Consider the following 16,728-nt stretch of genomic DNA (forward strand, 5'->3'; position numbering starts at 1 on the left):
GAAAAGAAAGCGAGTGCGGATCAGCAGTCGGTTTGCAAGACACCGCTACCGCCGGTGGCCGGCGGACGTGGGGTGAACGCGGGCGTGGCCTCCAGTTCGGCGCGCAACGTGGCGAAGGCCGTCGTGGTGTCCTGGCCGGCTTGCTCGATGGCGTCTAGGCGGCGCGTGAACGCGCTGAGCTGATCGGCGAACTGCTGGGTGGTGGTGGTCGAGTGCGTGGCGAGTTGTTCCAACGCCTCGGTGAGGCCATTCAATGCATCGCCCAGCTCGGCGAACTGCGTGTCCTGCACCTTGGCTTTGCCGGTGAGCTTGGCCAGGCGTTCTTTGATCGCCGCAAACAACGTCGTGGTGTGGCCATCCGACGATTCCTCTTCCCACTCGATCTCGATCGGCTCGGCGGCGGTGAAGAGGTTGTCGGGCGATTGCTTGCGGCTTGCGAGCGGATTGCTGGAGGCCTGCGCGGCAAAGGTGAGCATGTCGGTACCGAGACTCGCCGGGCTGTCGGTGACGCCGAGGCCCACGAGGTACGCGCGACCGGTGCTCGCGAATTTCGGATTGACCTCGATGCTGCTGTAAATCTTCTGCTTGGCCTTGGTCATGCTGACCAGGTCGGCGGTCGGTTCGATCTGCGCAAAGAGGGCCAATTTGCCTTTGAGATCCCCGTCGGCGATTTCCTCGGCCTTCACCGCCGTCACGTCGCCGTACGCCTTAAATGGACCATCCGGCATCAGGCCACGGATGTGCTCAAGGAAGATGCGCGCGCCGTAGGTCTGCGGGTTGTAGGTCGCCGCGATATCGCTGATCCAGCTGCGCTCCATCGTGCGGCCATCGGTGGTCGCGCCTTCAACGGCAACGCGGAAGAACTTGCTTTTGGCCATGGCCGACACCTCGTGAACGCAGCGACGTAAAAGGACGGGGCCATCCTCGACACCGCACGTCACGCGAGCAACGTACTAGCGCGGTACCAATCCACTGGTACCGAAGCACAAGCCATCGATACGAACGCGCGCGGGCGACGATGCGCGCATGGTGATGCCATCCCCTGAAATCGATCAGCGCCGCGGTGCGCGTGCCCTTTATTGGCAAGGGTGGCGTGTATCCGATATCGCGCAAACGATGGGGATCGCGCGCACCACCGTGGAATCGTGGAAGACACGCGATGCGTGGGACAAGGCGCCGGTGATCGAGCGCGTGGAAACCTGCATCGAAGCACGCCTGGTGCAGCTGGTTTGCAAGGATCCCAAGACCGGCAGCGACTACAAGGAAATCGATCTGCTCGGCCGGCAGATCGAACGCTTGGCGCGCGTGCGCCGCTACGAAGCCCCCGGCGGGACCGAAGCGGATCTCAATCCCGCCATCGAAGCACGCAACGCTGGCCCCAAGAAGCAGCCGAAGCGCAACACCTTCAGCGACGAACAGGTCGAGCACCTACGCAAGAGCTTCCTCGACTCGCTGTTCGACTACCAGCACACCTGGCACCGCGCGGCGGACGAACGCACGCGCATGATCCTCAAAAGCCGCCAGATCGGCGCAACCTGGTACTTCGCGCGCGAGGCGCTTTTTGATGCGATCAGCACCGGGCGCAACCAGATTTTCCTGTCCGCCAGCAAGGCGCAGGCGCACATCTTCAAGCAGTACATCCGCCAGTTCGCACTGGAAGCCTGCGACATCGACCTCAAGGGCGATCCGATCGTGCTGTGGAACGGTGCGCACTTGTACTTCCTGGGCCAGAACGCACGCACTGCGCAGGGCTACCACGGCAACTTCTACTACGACGAATTCTTCTGGACGTGCAATTTCGAGGAGATCAACAAGGTCGCCTCCGGCATGGCCATGCACAAGCAATGGCGCAAGACGTATTTCTCCACGCCAAGCGCCAAGAGCCATCCAGCCCACGCGTACTGGTCCGGCGATCGTTACAACCGCCGCCGGCCGAAGGATCAGCGGCTGGAGATCGTCACCACGCACGAAGCGCTGGTGGGCGGTCTGCGCTGCGCGGACAAGGTGTGGCGGCAGATCGTGACGATCGAGGATGCCGAGCGCGGTGGCTGCAGTCTGTTCGATCTCGATGAGTTGCGCATCGAATACACGCCGGACGAATTTGCCAACCTCCTGATGTGCCAGTTCCTGGATGACGGGGACAGCCTCTTTACGCTGGCGATGATGCAGGGCTGCATGGTCGACAGTTGGGTCGACTGGACCGATCTGCAGCCGCTGGCGATGCGTCCGTTCGGGTATGCGCCGGTGTGGATCGGCTATGACCCCTCCCTGGGCGAGGGCGGCGATAGCGCGGGGCTGGTCGTGGTCGCGCCGCCCAGCAAGCCCGGCGGGAAATTTCGCGTGCTGGAGCGGCATCGGCTGAAGGGAATGGATTTCGAGGCGCAGGCCGACTTCATTCGCAAGATCACCAAGCGCTACAGCGTGACGTACATCGGCATCGACGGCACCGGCATCGGTGCCGCCGTGCATCAACTCGTGATCCAGTTTTTTCCGATGGCACGGAAGATCCTGTACTCGCCCGATGCCAAAGCGCAGATGGTGATGAAGGCGCAGAACGTAATCGGCAAGGGACGTCTCGAATTCGACGCCGGCTGGACGGATCTCGCCCAATCGTTCATGGCCATCCGCAAGACGCTCAGCCACAGCGGCCGACAGGTGACCTACACCGCGGGTCGCACCGAAGAGACTGGCCATGCGGACCTCGCGTGGGCCTGCATGCATGCCCTGATCAACGAACCCCTGGAAGGCGCCACCGCGCGCAATACCAGTTTGCTGGAGATTTTCTGATGAGTGAGTCCGTGACGATGCCGCGCGTTGAAGCCTTTGCCTTCGGCGATCCCACACCGGTGCTCGATGGGCGTGAAGTGCTGGAGTACATGGAAGCGTGGCGTAACGGGCGCTGGTACGAGCCACCGATGTCACTGGAAGGGCTGGCACGCTCGTTTCGTGCAACACCCCATCATTCCAGTGCGATCTATGTGAAGCGCAACATTCTGGTATCGTCGTTCAAACCGCACCGACTATTGAGCCGTGAAGCCTTTGCACGTTACGTGCTCGATTACCTGGTGTTCGGCAACAGTTACCTGGAAGCGCCCAAGAATCGGTTGGGGAAGGTGCAGCCGCTGCAGCCGTCGCTGGCCAAGTACATGCGCCGCGGCTGCGACGACCTGGACAGCTACTTCATGGTGAAAGGTTGGAAGACGGAGTACGAGTTCGCGCCAGGTTCGGTGTTTCATCTGCGGGAGCCGGATGTACACCAGGAAATCTACGGCGTACCGGAATACCTGGCCGCTTTGCAAAGCGCGTGGCTCAACGAATCGGGCACGTTGTTTCGGCGCAAGTATTACCTCAACGGCTCACATGCTGGGTACATTCTTTATCTCACCGATGCGTTGTCGGACGAGGCGCAAGTGGACGCGATCAAGACGGCGCTCAAGAACAGTAAGGGGCCGGGGAATTTTCGGAACCTTTTCATGTATGCGCCTGGTGGCAAGAAGGATGGCCTTCAACTGATGCCAATTAGCGAAGTGGCTGCGAAGGATGAGTTCTTCAATATCAAGAACGTGACGCGGGACGATGTGCTGGCTGCGCATCGTGTGCCGCCGCAGCTGCTTGGTTTAGTGCCGACGGGCACCACTGGTTTTGGTTCAGTGGTGCCCGCTGCGCAGGTGTTTGCTGCGAATGAGTTGCTTCCTTTGCAGGCACGGCTAAGGGAACTAAATGATTGGGTAGGCAATGAAGTAATTACTTTTAATCCCTATTTAGTGGCAGACAACAACGGAGGCGCCACAAGTGGATAGTAGTGATTGCGTTAGTCAGTAATTTCTGCAGGCACACCCTGGGGAGTCAATGCTCTTATGGCTTGTGTCTCACCTTAACGCGACGGGCTATGTATATGGCAATTGACGCAACCATAGAAACAAAGCATACCCCCGTTACAGTAAGCAACGAACCCATCCTAGAGTCAAAGGATGCGGGGGTTTTCGAGAAAAAACTAGCCAGCCAAATAGTTTGAACGGTCCAGCCAGCAAAAAACACGAAAGCGGCAAGAGACAAGAGGAAAACAACCATCCAGAAGCGCATAGCAATATCCTCTACAACATTGGCATTGTTCTCAAAGTTTTGTGTTTGCGGCAGTGTTGTAGGACCTGCTGCACAAATGTGTGGCAGTCATTAATGGCCGGTAAGAATCGGCCCAGATCGCGACCGGGCTTGATCATATCATTCACGCAGTCTTCGTCCACGTCGTATGGGAGCGGAATTGAGTACGAACCAGACTGGTCAGATTGCCCGGTATGATCAATTGTCCCAACAGGGGTGCCAGGCGAGTCCGGCGGCTCATCCTGACCAGGTACACCGCCACCCATTGGCCCCATGCCGGCTTCATATGTGTCGGTCTTTATCCATTGATGCGTTATGCCAACATCGTTCACCCACGAATAGTCACCGGTGATATGGGTTGGCCGCGCATACCAGTAGACAGTGAGACCAAGAGGGTCATAGCTGTTAAGCGGTCCTGCATTTACGTAAAGATACAAACTTGATTGTCCGCCATTAAAGCCAATTGGATCCGCCTCCCAATACCTCCCTGTCGCTGGATCGTAGTCACGCTGATTGTTGTAGTGCAGTCCCGTCTCTATGTCGAAGTACTGCCCAGGAAAGCGGAGGTTGTACGTATAGCCACTGCTTGTCGGCCCAACCTCACCCCACGCATTGCTCTGATATGCCCATGTCCACACAGTGTTGCCGCTGCTATCGGCAATTGCCCTCGGTGTTCCCAACTGATCAGCTGTCACATAGGCAACCGATGCGGTCGCTCCCTGTGTATCGAGATTGGCTACAGGAATATCATCCAAGTAGACATATTCGCGATTGGTCGGCCCGTATTCGCTCAGCAGTTGGCTATCGTCGCCGTAGTTATAACGTTCCGTGGAGCCATTGGCTGTCTTTGCCACACGCTCACCACCGGCGTTGTAGGCATAGGTGGCCACGGTAGCCTGATTCAGTTGCGCCACAACCATCCGGTTACGCGCGCTATAGCCGAAGCCATACGTACTGCCTGCTTGGCTAATCGCAGTCGTGTTGCCGTCACTATCTACTGTTCTTGCCGCATTGCCGATCGAAATCAGCTGATGCGTGTTGGGTGTGTAGCTATAGGTGCCAGTGGCGAGACCGCCGCCTGTCTTGCTCAGCCGGTCCCCAGTCTGGTTATACGTCACGCTCTCCGGGGTACTACCGTCGGCTTCTGTGATCGCCGTGAGGCGATTTAGAGGATCATAGCTGTAGGTCTCAATCGCAGGGTTTGCTCCTGAGATGTTACCTATCGCGGTGACTTCTCCTATTGCATCCCGTGCCACATGCAAGGTGAACGCGGGGCTGACGAGGTCCGTCAATCGATAATTGGCATCGTAGGTGCGTGTGATGATCTGGCCGTTGCCTAGCGTGTAGCCGCTCACAGGTCCAAATGGCAGATACGTGACGTCGCTAACCAGAGTACTGGTGCCGCTAGCCGTCGTTGCAGTGATGCCACTAACGTGGCCATCCGCGTCGTAGCTGTAGTTCACTTGATCGCCACTAGGATGCGTGATGTTCAGGATTTTGCCGCCAGGACTACGCGTATAGCTCGTCACGTCCGTATGGCCATTAACCGTCTGGCTCTTCTGGATCACATTTCCCTGCGCGTTGTAGCAGAACACCGTGGTGACAGTGTTTTCGACGACGTGGGTCAGGTGACCAATGGGATAAGAAGTGGCGCAACCCGTGACACTATTGGGTTCGTCGTAGGTGTAGCTGATGTTTTGCGTGCTGTCGGCGTAGCTCGCGGTTAGGCGGCGGTCCTTAGCGTCGTAGCTGTAGGTGACCGTGTTGCCATTGGCATCGGTACCCGTGAGCATATTGCCCGCTGCGTCAAAGGTCTTGGCGGTTACCCCTGTATCGGGACTGGTGAGCTTCGTCTCGTCCGATAAGCCGTCGTACTGGTAGGTGGTGTTGAGGCCGTTAGGGTCCGTCACCTGAGTAAGGCGGTCCAGAGCGTCATACGTGTAAGTGGTCTTGGTGTTGGCGGTCTGCGCAACAGCCGGTAATGCGCCATTGACTATCGCCAAGCCCAGCATGATGCCGACCAGCGACTTCTTCCTTACTTTCATGACACGTCCCCCTATTCTTACTCGATTCGCCCGTTCTTCTGCGCTGGTGATCGCTTTCACAACGGCAAAAACCTTCGCTGTTTGTCCTTGATCCATGGCCGCGCCTCTATCAATTCGTGCCGTTGTAGTTGTCGATGGTCTGCACCAGGCGATTCAGCGCGTCATAGCCCAACTGGCGCTGGATACCTAAGCCATCGGCGCTCTGCACCAAGTTGCCGTTGGCGTCGTAGCTTCCGCTTGCGCTGGCGTCGAACACGGTGTGGCTAAGGCCGTCCATCACCTTCGTGAGTTGGCCCAGAGTGTTGAAATTGCGGCTCAGGCTCTTATGCAATGTGCCTGTGGAGTCGTAAACCTGTTCGACAGTTTTGTCGCCGGCGGCATCGAGCGTGTATTGCACGTAGTTGCCTTGGGCATCGGTGACCTTCACCAAGCGGTGCGCGGTGTCGTAGCCGTAGGTGGTAGCAACACCATCCGGATCGGTGACCGTCTGCACTGCACCGTACGGAGTGTAGCCGAAGGCCACTTGTGCGCCGCCGACACTGCGTGAGGCGAGCCAACCGCGCGGCGTATAGCTCAGATCCGTATTGGTGCCGTTGGCGTCGGTGATACGCGTAGGACGACCATCCGCATCGTAGGAAACGAAGGTGGTGATGTGCCCCTGCGGATCGGTGACCGTGTGCAGGTCGCCCGCCTGATAGCACGCCGTACCTGGCGTCCCGCAGTTCACGGAGCTGCTGTTTAGGTAATAGCTGTAGGTCGTCGTTTGCGTCAGGTCGGTACGTGAACCGGTAGCAGTGAGCATCAAGCCGACGATAGGGCACTGCGTTGTGTCGACGGCAGTGCAGTAGGTATAGGTCCAGCGGCGCACGCCAGCGGGTACGGCGCCGGTGTTGTTGCAGGTGTAACCGGATGCGGCACTGTTCGTAGGATCGATGTCACAACGGGCCAGCGTTTGACCAGTGGCGTTGTAGACCCACTGCGTATTGCTGATGGCGGTACCAGAGGCATTCAGCACCGTGCGCGTCAGCGGGAGACGCAATGCAGAGTTCCATGTGACCGTTGTAGTGCGCTGGTTCGACGCGCCTTGTGCGTCGACCTGCTGTGTCAGCAAGCCATTGTTGCTATAGGTAGTGGCCGTTACGTTCCCATTGAAATCAACGTATGAAGCAGGATTACCATTTGCATCATACGTGCGTGTTTGCCAGGACTGATTGCACTGCGACCCGCAAGGCGCGCTGACACTCGCCGCCTGAGTCAGGCCACTTGTCGTCTTAGAGAATCCCATCGTCATGTTGGCACCGAGGGGATACTGCACTGTGGATGTGCCGTCACTGTTGTAGGTAACTTGAGTCGTTCCCACGTTGCCAGCGAAGCTCGAAGACGTAGCTAGCCCATTGCTGTTATACGTCGCGTAGACATAGCGAACGCCGGCCTCATCAATGATGCCAGTCAGCGTGCTAGGCAGGTTTGCGCCGCTCGTCTGCGATGATTCGTTATAGACATACTGCCGCGTCTTACCATCTGGATACTGGACTGAAAGTAAATTTCCGACGCTATCGTACGAATACGTCAGCGCACCCAAGTCGGGCAACGTAACTTGGTGAAGAGAGCGGTTGGAGTTGTAGGAAAAATTGAGTTGGCGGCCTTTGGGGTCGGTCACAGTAAGCAGCAATCCTGCCACTGGAGCGACGGACGCTGGTGTTGATGTGGTGCTGTAGGCAAGAGTAATGCCTTGCCCAGAGTCGTCAGAGACCGACTGCAACAAGCCGCTTGTCGCATCGTATGTTTCGTATTGCCGCAAGTCTGAAACAAACAGCGTGTACGAGACCGCTGTCCCTTGTGCATTGTCGTTTTCCAGGAGCTGATCAGCCACATCTGGATCGGTTACCCAGACACCGTTCGATTTCGTAAACCCTTCTTGGGTCCCATCGGGCCGAATCAGCACGAGGGATGACGTCGGCGATCCCTGCAGCAACAAGGTGCGATCAAAACTGTGCCGCCATTGCAAACCCATTTCCGACGAAGTCGTCGCGGCCGCACTGTTGTAGAAGCGCCGAAATACTAGCCAGCGGTTGTCTGAGTAATCTTCCGCCTCTTCGTATTCGTTACCTGTCGCCGCGTTGATAGGCTCTCCCACCAAATTGGGACAACTCTTGCCACCTTGACCGCTACCGGAGCGACAATCACTGCCCAGATCCTTCGCTTGGTTAACGTTGTATTGAGTGGCTACAACAACATAACCATCGCCACCGCATCCATTACCCAGATCCACCCAGGCCACCCCACCCCCGTTGCTATCTGACGGTGTGTGGTACGTCACGGGCCAAGTACATTGAGGCATGTGCCAAACGCTCTGGTACGCTGCCCAATACATCTGGAGCGCTATTGAAACTGTTGGCCACGGACCGTGATACGTATACGCCACTTGTGTGTAAGGCGGCCCCCAATAGTGAGGTGAGCTGGTAGATCCTGTTGAAGCCGCTGTGGCAAATTTCGATACAACTAATGGGACACTGGCAACTGTTGCAGGTGCCGTAGCTGACTTTGCAGGCTCCGTTTGCGCGCAAGATGCAGAAGCCAAGCCAATGCCAAGCACACCAACACCAAGCGCTAACAATGAACGTCTTGTAAGTTCCATTCCTTTTCCCCTGCATTACGAACACGTCGGCGCACAATCACACCCACGTATTGGCGGCTGATACTTCTTTCCCTAGTTCGTTCCGTTGTAGTTGTCGAGGGTCTGCACCAAGCGATTAAGGGCGTCATAGCCCAATTGCCGCTGGATACCCAAGCCATCCGCACTTTGGACTAGGTTGCCGTTGGCGTCATAACTACCGCTCGCGCTGGCGTCGAACACGGTATGGTTGAGGCCGTCTATCGTTTTAGTGAGCTGACCCAGTGCGTTGAAGGTGCGAGTCAGGCTCTTGCGCGATGTGCCGCTGGAATCAAACACTTGCTCGGCTGTTTTATTGCCGGCTGCATCCAAGGTGTATTGGATGTAGTTACCTTGGCTATCCGTAACCTTCGCCAAGCGGTGCGCGGCATCGTAGCTATAGGTGGTAATGACGCCATCCGGGTCAGTGACAGTTTGCACAGCGCCGTAGGGGGTATAGGTGAAGCTAGTAGTGGCACCACCCACATTGCGCGAGGCGAGCCAACCACGCGGGGTGTAGGTCATATCTGTGTTGATGCCATTGGCGTCGATGACACGTGTAATACGACCATCGGCATCGTAGGAGCCGATGGTAGTGACGTGCCCTTGAGGATCAGTGACGGTATGTAGATCACCGGTTTGGTAGCAAGCTGCGCCGGGCGTGCCGCAATTCGCAGCACTACTATTCATGTAGTAGTTGTAAGCGGTCGTCTGTGTAGTGTCGGCGCGTGGGCCGGTTGCGGTCAGCATCAAGCCAATCAGCGGGCATTGCATGCTATCGATCGCGTTGCAATACGTGTAAGTCCAGCGACGCACCCCGGAAGGGGTGGTGCCCGAATTGCTACAGCTATAACCGGAGGCGGCACTATTGGAAGCATCAATGTCGCACTTGGCGAGCGCCTGACCAAGGTTGTTGTAGACCCACTGTGTCGATGTGACTAGCGTTCCATTGGCATCGCTAATCGTCTTTGACAATGGGAGGCGAAGCGTATCGTTCCAAGTTAAGTTCGTTGTTCGCTGGTTTGACGTGCCAGAGGCTTCGATCCTTTGGTTTAGAAGCCAATAAGGATCATAGGTGGTTGTGGTGACGTTACCGTTGAAATCGGTGTACGACGCTGGATTGCTGTTTGAGTCGTACGTGAGTGTCTTCCATGGTTGATTGCAAGACGGATTGCACGATGCGCTCGCGGAGCTAACACGATTAAATCCGTTGACCCATGCAAAGCTGAGGTTAACGCTTTGACCAAGAGAATATTGGACGGTTGAAGAACCATCCGAGTTGTAGGTGATCTGGGTGGTAAAGGCATTCCCTGCAAAGCTGGAGGAAATGGCCTGGCCGTAGCTGTTATAGGCCGTGTTTGCATAGCGGCTGGACGCTTCGTCGATGATGCCTGTCATCGCATTGGGCAAGCTGTTGCCACCCGTCAACGATGATTCGTTATAGACGTATTGCTTGGTCTTTCCGTCTGGATACTGGACGGAAGCAAGATTGTTGCTTGAGTCATAGGTATATGCGAGTACGCCACCATCCGGTTGCGTCACCTGCGAAACATTGCCACTGCTGTTGTAGGTGAGATGAAGCTGACGCCCGTTGGGGTCAGTCACCGTTATCAACAGGCCTGACTTTGGAGCAATCGACGTTGGCGTCGAGGATGTGCTGTAAGTGAGCGTGATGCCATTACCGGTTTCGTCGGTTTCGGACTGCAGCACGCCCGCAGCATTGAAGTTATCGAAATGTCGGGAGGCCCCATCGAAAACCGTGTAACCGACGACGGCACCCTGCGCGTTTGCATTGGCGGTCAGCGTGTCGATCGACGCGGAATCACTCGTCCACACATTGTTAGTCTGAGTGAATAGTTCCTGCGTACCGTCTGGCCGAAGTAGGTTGATTTGGGTAATGGGGTTACCGATCAGCGTCAGTGACCGATCGAAACTATGCCGCCATAGATACCCTATTGCCGACAGACTTGACTGATAGCTGTTGTAGTCGCGTCGAAAGGTTAGCCAAGGCCCACCTTCGTAATCCACTTCTTCCAGGAATTTATTGCCAATTGCCGCATTGATGGGATCTCCGACCAGCGGAGACCCATGGCCGACCGATCCGACGTTTTTTGAAGGGTTATACGAGCAATCGTATACACCGATGATATTGGTACGCGAACCACCGCTATCGGTCATGATTTGCCAGACGTCGGTCCATCCCGTCCATCCACGATCATCCGGCTTTGTATAGCAAGAGAGCCATATTCCCGGATAGTTCACATCCCAGCCGTTGCATGCGTCAGAGCTGAGCCAGTGTCGAACGTCAGCACAGCTTGCGGCATCGGCACGCACCAAGCCTGGTGTAACGCAGATCGCCAGAAGAACACATGACGTGAACCAGCCAATGGCACGTCTCCATCGTTGCAACCACTGCGGCAAAAGGTCGGTCCCTTTCAAAACAGCCTGCGAATTGGACACACCAAAACCGGGCAACCTTGCCCACTGACCGAAGCGCATTCGTGATCCCCTGTGCGGTGCAACAGACTGCGGCAGTGCACACCGGAATGCGTGAATGGTTTGTGATGATTTTTAACTGGTCACGTGATCCATATCACGAACCGCGTGAGTGCAGGAAACCCCTTACAGGTTAGCGTGCACAAGGACTACAGAAGCAGATGTGCTCGGCGTCCCGGAGCTATGCGCGACAATCTTCGCTACCGCATGACCCGATAGATCGCCTCCCTTTTGAGAAAGAAACGAGCGCCCTTACGGGCGCCCGGTCGGACGTCGGCTTCCATGCTGCGGCGGGCCCACCGCGGACGCCAGGACATTCCGGCGAGCGTATATATGGAAATCCTTTGGTGGACATCAAGGTCATCGCTAGCTGTTAGCCAGCTGCTACAGCGCGGCCAGTGCGAGCTGCGCGCTGACCCCCGCCACGCCCGCGATGCCTTCGGAGATCGATTTCGACGCAGATACCCACAGCTCACCGGTGGGCAGCGGGCTCAAGGACTGAGTAACTACGAAGGGGATGGGCAGACGCAAAGTGACGCGTGCCCGGGCCGTTTCCGGTATCACCGCCTTCTGACTACTTCCCAAAATGGCAGGGGGCGTCGGAAAAAGGTAATCCCGGTAACCATGCCCCAAAACAGGTGGTAACCCATTGAAATTAAAGGAAGGAAAGATTACCCCTAAGAGGTAATTTCCGGTAACCACAAAGGTAATCGTCTGCTAAGTCATTGATTTTTAGGCAGAGACACTCTTGCGGAGGTTACCTTTTAAGTAAGGTAACTAGTTACCTCATGATTACCTTAAGGTTACCTTTTGCCATTATCCGTATCCATTTGTTCTTATTGACAAAAGTGGCTCTTTTTCACACAAGGTTACCTTGGTTACCTTTTTCCGAACAACCCGGAAATTTTGCGGGAGTAGATATCCACGTTCTCCCCTGGTACGCCCACAACTTGTAGTTGCTTACCGAGCGCTTGCACACAAACCGCTGTGTCAGTACAGTTCAACCGCCGGGTTGAATTTTTCAACCCGGAAGAAAAAGGGCCGCCACCGAGGGGAACCACTATGTATCGGAGCAAAAATCGGAGAACGACATGCTGACTGAGTTCGGCAAAAAGCTGAGGACCCTACGTATCGAGCACGGCCAAACGCTCTCGGACCTCGGAAAACTGCTGGATTTGAGTAGTGCGTTTATTTCCGCCATCGAAACCGGCCGTAAGCCCGTGCCGGCGGGGTTCGCAAGGAAAGCGGCTGAGGTATTGGGATTGAACGCGCAAGAAGCCAATGAGCTGGACCGAGCCGCGTCGAAAAACGTAGTTGCCATCAATCTACCGCTGGAGGGCAAAAGTGATCACGCAAAAGAGTTGGCCGTAGCTTTCGCGCGCCGCTTCGAGACGATGTCCGATGCGGATGTAAAGAAGCTGCTTGGGGATCTCGGCGACAACACGAAAAAGGATAAGAAATGAGTGGTGTTTGTTTAGACGTGCCAGGTCGCAGCAACGCCAGCTTGATGGACCTGGCCCAGAGCGTAAGGCAATCACTGAGATGGGAAAAACCCTATTTTCCGATTGCGCAGTTCATGGAGCTGGGCCTGCCGACCTTATGGCCTGACTACGAATTCCAGGTAGTAGAACGTCAGATGATGCCATCGGAACACGGATTAACGTATCCCGATAAGAGGCTCGTGCTCATCCGAGAAGATGTTTACGAAGGCGCGCTACGGGGAGCTGGCCGAGATCGTTTCACTATGGCACATGAGCTTGGCCATTTGCTTTTACACACAAATGTCGGCATGGCTAGGCATGTGCAGAAGGGGACCATACCAGCCTATCGCGACTCGGAATGGCAGGCGAACGCCTTTGCGGGAGCCCTGCTGATACCACGATTCGCGGTAAACGATGGCCCAACCATCGACCAAATCATGGAGCGGTGCGGAGTATCTCGCGATGCCGCGGAGGTACAAATGAAAAAATATCGCACCTAAAAAGAAAAAGGCAAACCAGCGCCAACTGGCTTGCCTCCGAATCCTAGTGGATAGAGCGCCACGCGGATCTTGCTCTCCTACAAACAGCACCCGGGATGTTATCCGGCTTGTGGGGTGGGAGCAAGTAACCTCGCTCTGAGGTAACTCTTATGGTCGAAATGACCAGTCGTAAGCCTGCCCCACCAGGTTACCGGTGGATATTCACCCGCTACCGCAAGGTGCGGAACTCCAACAAAGTCCTCGATGCCCATGAGTACGGGTACGAATCTTGGGCTTTTCTCGTAAGGGCCTAATAGCCCACCCGGGTGCCTATGGCACCCGGGGTTTTCGGGTAACTCGCCGGCGACACCGCTTTCATTCCACAGTAGTGATGCTTCCTTGGTGGTACATCTGGTGGTACAGCTGCGAAGATGGATCCAGTACTGCCTAAATAAAACATATTGTTGCGCCCTTAATTCGGCGGCTGGTGGGCCCACCATCTAGCCATCCAGCGACACCTATTGTTCGTTAAAGCATAAGTTGTCCGTTTCGGACAACTATTGGTTTAACTAAAGCATAAAGTGTCCGCGCGATCGCCAAATGGCGCATATGTCCGCTTGGGGTGGCGGACATTACCAGGGCGACGCCCCAGCTCATCTGAATCCACGAACTACTGAATGGCTGTGGCCGCTCGTCCCGATGGTCTAACGGTCTATCCGCACTTTTGCGACTACCTCATTTACGTAGCGGACGAGCGTCGCGGGCTGGTCTCGTTGAATGAAATGACCGGAGTTCGGAACCACAATATTCTTGCCGTCGGTCGACAATGAGGCAATGACATCGTGCGCTCGCTTCCACGCCGCGTAGTAACGCGCCTGTTCCTCGCTACTGAAGTCTGATACTGGTGCGGGATGTCGTGCAGCGGTTAGCACGATCACCGGCATCGAGCCAAACTCGTTAGCTTCGAAGTAAGCTTCGTGATCGTTGACGTTTTCCCCTGTCACCGAGCCAAAGGTATTTTCGAATTCCGATAGATTAGCCTCGTAATACTTCGGCTGAGCTTTCTCGCTATTCAGGGCGGCATGAAGGACAGCATCTGCCTTGTTTGCGTTGTCCAGACACGAGGAGCCCGTGCTTTCGCGTTCAAGCAACTCACCCGACTTAGCCTTATCCAAACATACGCGTGCATCGGCGATGTAGCGCCCGTTCGCCGCAGTAAGCTCCGCGGCCTTGCCTGGCGGCAACCCATATCGCTCGAAATGTTGCTGACCTGCATAGCCTGGGTCCACCAGCACCACACCGGCGACTTCGCTCGGATACGTTCTCGCATACAAACTCGCGTAGATACCTCCGTTCGAATGACCTACCAGCACTACCGGAACGGGCAGCTTAGCGCGCTCAATCAGCCGGTGTAGATCGTCCACGGCGTTGGCCGCATCCGAAGGACGCGATGCAGCATCGCTGAACCCATAACCAGCCCGGTCATATGAACAAACCGTCGTCGTTTGTGCGATGCGGCCTTGCACGTCTTGCCAGCTTGCCGTACTTCCGCCGGTTCCAGCGTCAAGGATCACCACCGGCGAGCCATGCCCAAGGCAAAATAGATTCAACCTACGCGATCCGTCGACAGAGACAAGACGTTGTGGATGGGCGTAGGCGGTCGAGGGTACACCTGCGTCGTTTTGACTTGCACAAGTCGCCGTAAATCGAACTACTGCGGCTGCGGTGAGCCACGCAATCAAATGACGTGCATGCATAGGTGCGTTATTCCCGCGTAGTGTCAAAATCGAGAGGTGACGAGCTAAGCGTTGACATTAGGCCATAGGCGGTTTCCAGAACACGGTGACCTTCGAGATAGAAGGTAGCCTCTCCTAGAAATGGAATAATCAGGCTCGTGACGCCAGTGCCGGAGTGTCCGCTTCGGGTGAAAGCGGACACTACTAATCCAACTAGCTAGTCGACAACGAACAACTTGGCGCCAATCTCCGTATAGGAGCGATGCGGTTCTGCACCATCGCCGACCTGATAACTCATGCCTGGTCTTAGCGTGAACGTGCGACCGTCTTCGAGCTCCGTGTGGAGCTCGCCTTCCACACACAGCAGGATGTGTCCTTTCGTGCACCAGTGATCCGCAAGGTAGCCTGGCGTGTACTCGATCATCCGGACCCTCATGCCGCCAAACTGCCGGGTGCGCCAATAGGCGAAGCCAGATTCGCCCTTGTGCTGGGTTGCATCCACGGAAGACCAGTCGGTTGTTTCAAACGCGATGCCTGACATTTTCAAAGGAGCAACCCCTTTTGGGCTGACGAAGTCGTGAGAGGTGATGATGCCATGTCCGCTCCGGGTCGAAAGCGGACATTTCGGCGGTTCGTTCCGTCCACCATCGGCTACCCTAGCTAACTAGCAACACCCCCTCAGTCCGTGATGGCTTTTAGACGCAGTCTTTCGATCTCCTTTTCCTCGAAAGCTCTAACTCTTTTGCGCACTAAATGGATTGGGACTTTCAATTCAAACGCCAGGCGTTGAACGACCTGCTTTTTCGTTTCATCACAGACGCTCGCAATGTGCTTCGCCAAATGCGAGGATCTTTTTAAGCAACGAAGCCTAACGGCGCCCAGTTGCTTCCTGTAAAACTGAGTAGAGTTGCGAGTAAGCAACCCTGAGCCAAGCCGGCGGTATACCGTCGGAAGGTACAGAGACTACCTGAGGACTTCAGCGTCCTTCATAACAGGCTCGAGCGTCTCGCACCCTACCCAACTCGAAGAGTCATCGTTCCTGCGCGAGAGGGCCTAGTTCACCGCCTTCGAAAGAGTCACATATAGTTTCAATGAGTTGGCGGTCATCAGCTCCACGGGAGTTAAGCTATGCTGGATCGCTCAACGAGTTGGCTCCGCGAATCCAAGCGTCGCGTAGCACAAACAGAAATAACGAAGCAGGAGGGTCTATGAAGACGTTCTTAGCAGTTATCGTTATTGCAAGCACGGTGTTGACCGGATGCAGTACATCCGGCGGTACGGCCTCATCGCAGAGCGCACGGTCCAGCACGGCATCGAGCACAATCGTGTACGCCGTGAATCCGGCGACCATTGCTTCGTTCACGGTGGGTGTTACCACTATCGATCAGGTAGAGGCGACGCTTGGGAAACCGGCCGGTGCGGTGCGTACGCCGTCCGGCAACCAAGTGATTGCTTACGCCATCACGCGCAACGAAAACGTCAGCAACGATCGCACACCTGAAACAGGTACGGCGCTACCCAAGCGCCATAAAGTTCGCTACTCGACCATGCTGTCATTCGATGCGCAGGGGCGTTGGATCACGTCATGGACACGCACTGATGATTTGGGCGATGCATCGCCGGGTTCGTTAGGCAACATGGGCGCCGGCGACGTCATGCGCAATATCGGAGGCTGACAGGGTGCCCGCATTTGGCCAACAGTGTTTGCGGCGAGGACTTTCTCAGGCGTCAAACCTC

General features: G+C 56.1%; 11 protein-coding genes. 5 read left to right on the forward strand and 6 right to left on the reverse strand.

What is annotated here, in order from left to right:
• Nucleotides 1–20: 20 nt before the first annotated feature.
• Nucleotides 21–878 carry a GPO family capsid scaffolding protein gene (locus QQJ86_RS12005; RefSeq protein ID WP_284321183.1) on the reverse strand — a complete coding sequence of 286 codons (858 nt, stop codon included), beginning with the start codon at nt 876–878 and terminating at the stop codon, nt 21–23.
• Between the two features lie 148 nt (nt 879–1,026).
• Here QQJ86_RS12005 and QQJ86_RS12010 point away from each other — a divergent pair, with 148 nt between their 5' ends.
• Nucleotides 1,027–2,787, forward strand: a complete 1,761-nt coding sequence (locus tag QQJ86_RS12010; protein WP_284321184.1) for a terminase large subunit domain-containing protein — start codon at nt 1,027–1,029, stop codon at nt 2,785–2,787.
• Nucleotides 2,787–3,800 carry a phage portal protein gene (locus QQJ86_RS12015; protein ID WP_284321185.1) on the forward strand — a complete coding sequence of 338 codons (1,014 nt, stop codon included), beginning with the start codon at nt 2,787–2,789 and terminating at the stop codon, nt 3,798–3,800. Before QQJ86_RS12010 ends, QQJ86_RS12015 begins: the two co-directional genes overlap by 1 nt.
• 294 nt (nt 3,801–4,094) lie before the next feature.
• Here QQJ86_RS12015 and QQJ86_RS12020 read toward each other — a convergent pair whose 3' ends face one another.
• The 3 genes from QQJ86_RS12020 to QQJ86_RS12030 all read right to left on the reverse strand — a co-directional run bounded on the left by QQJ86_RS12020 (nt 4,095) and on the right by QQJ86_RS12030 (nt 10,977).
• Entirely contained in the window at nt 4,095–6,242 is a 2,148-nt protein-coding gene (locus QQJ86_RS12020) for an RHS repeat-associated core domain-containing protein (protein WP_284321186.1), read from the reverse strand.
• Between the two features lie 13 nt (nt 6,243–6,255).
• Nucleotides 6,256–8,487, reverse strand: a complete 2,232-nt coding sequence (locus tag QQJ86_RS12025; protein WP_284321187.1) for a DUF6531 domain-containing protein — start codon at nt 8,485–8,487, stop codon at nt 6,256–6,258.
• Nucleotides 8,488–8,856: 369 nt separating this feature from the next.
• Nucleotides 8,857–10,977, reverse strand: coding sequence for a DUF6531 domain-containing protein (locus tag QQJ86_RS12030; RefSeq protein WP_284321188.1), 2,121 nt, complete (start codon nt 10,975–10,977; stop codon nt 8,857–8,859).
• A 1,409-nt stretch (nt 10,978–12,386) separates the two neighbouring features.
• Between QQJ86_RS12030 and QQJ86_RS12035 the strand changes: the two genes are divergently transcribed.
• Together QQJ86_RS12035 and QQJ86_RS12040 are read left to right on the forward strand one after the other, a co-directional pair.
• On the forward strand, nt 12,387–12,758 hold the full coding sequence (locus QQJ86_RS12035) for a helix-turn-helix domain-containing protein (protein ID WP_284321189.1): 372 nt from the start codon (nt 12,387–12,389) through the stop codon (nt 12,756–12,758).
• Nucleotides 12,755–13,276: an ImmA/IrrE family metallo-endopeptidase gene (locus tag QQJ86_RS12040; RefSeq protein ID WP_284321190.1), complete on the forward strand. Its 522-nt coding sequence runs from the start codon at nt 12,755–12,757 to the stop codon at nt 13,274–13,276. The genes QQJ86_RS12035 and QQJ86_RS12040 overlap by 4 nt, the downstream gene beginning before the upstream one ends.
• Before the next feature lie 683 nt (nt 13,277–13,959).
• On the opposite strand, the gene QQJ86_RS12045 is transcribed toward QQJ86_RS12040, so the two are convergent.
• Nucleotides 13,960–15,012: an alpha/beta fold hydrolase gene (locus QQJ86_RS12045; protein WP_284321191.1), complete on the reverse strand. Its 1,053-nt coding sequence runs from the start codon at nt 15,010–15,012 to the stop codon at nt 13,960–13,962.
• Between the two features lie 196 nt (nt 15,013–15,208).
• On the reverse strand, nt 15,209–15,532 hold the full coding sequence (locus tag QQJ86_RS12050) for a DHCW motif cupin fold protein (protein WP_284321244.1): 324 nt from the start codon (nt 15,530–15,532) through the stop codon (nt 15,209–15,211).
• Between the two features lie 667 nt (nt 15,533–16,199).
• Between QQJ86_RS12050 and QQJ86_RS12055 the strand changes: the two genes are divergently transcribed.
• Nucleotides 16,200–16,667 carry a hypothetical protein gene (locus QQJ86_RS12055; protein ID WP_284321192.1) on the forward strand — a complete coding sequence of 156 codons (468 nt, stop codon included), beginning with the start codon at nt 16,200–16,202 and terminating at the stop codon, nt 16,665–16,667.
• Nucleotides 16,668–16,728 lie beyond the last annotated feature (61 nt).

The sequence above is a fragment of the Dyella acidisoli genome, from assembly GCF_030160295.1.
GTDB lineage: Bacteria > Pseudomonadota > Gammaproteobacteria > Xanthomonadales > Rhodanobacteraceae > Dyella_B > Dyella_B acidisoli.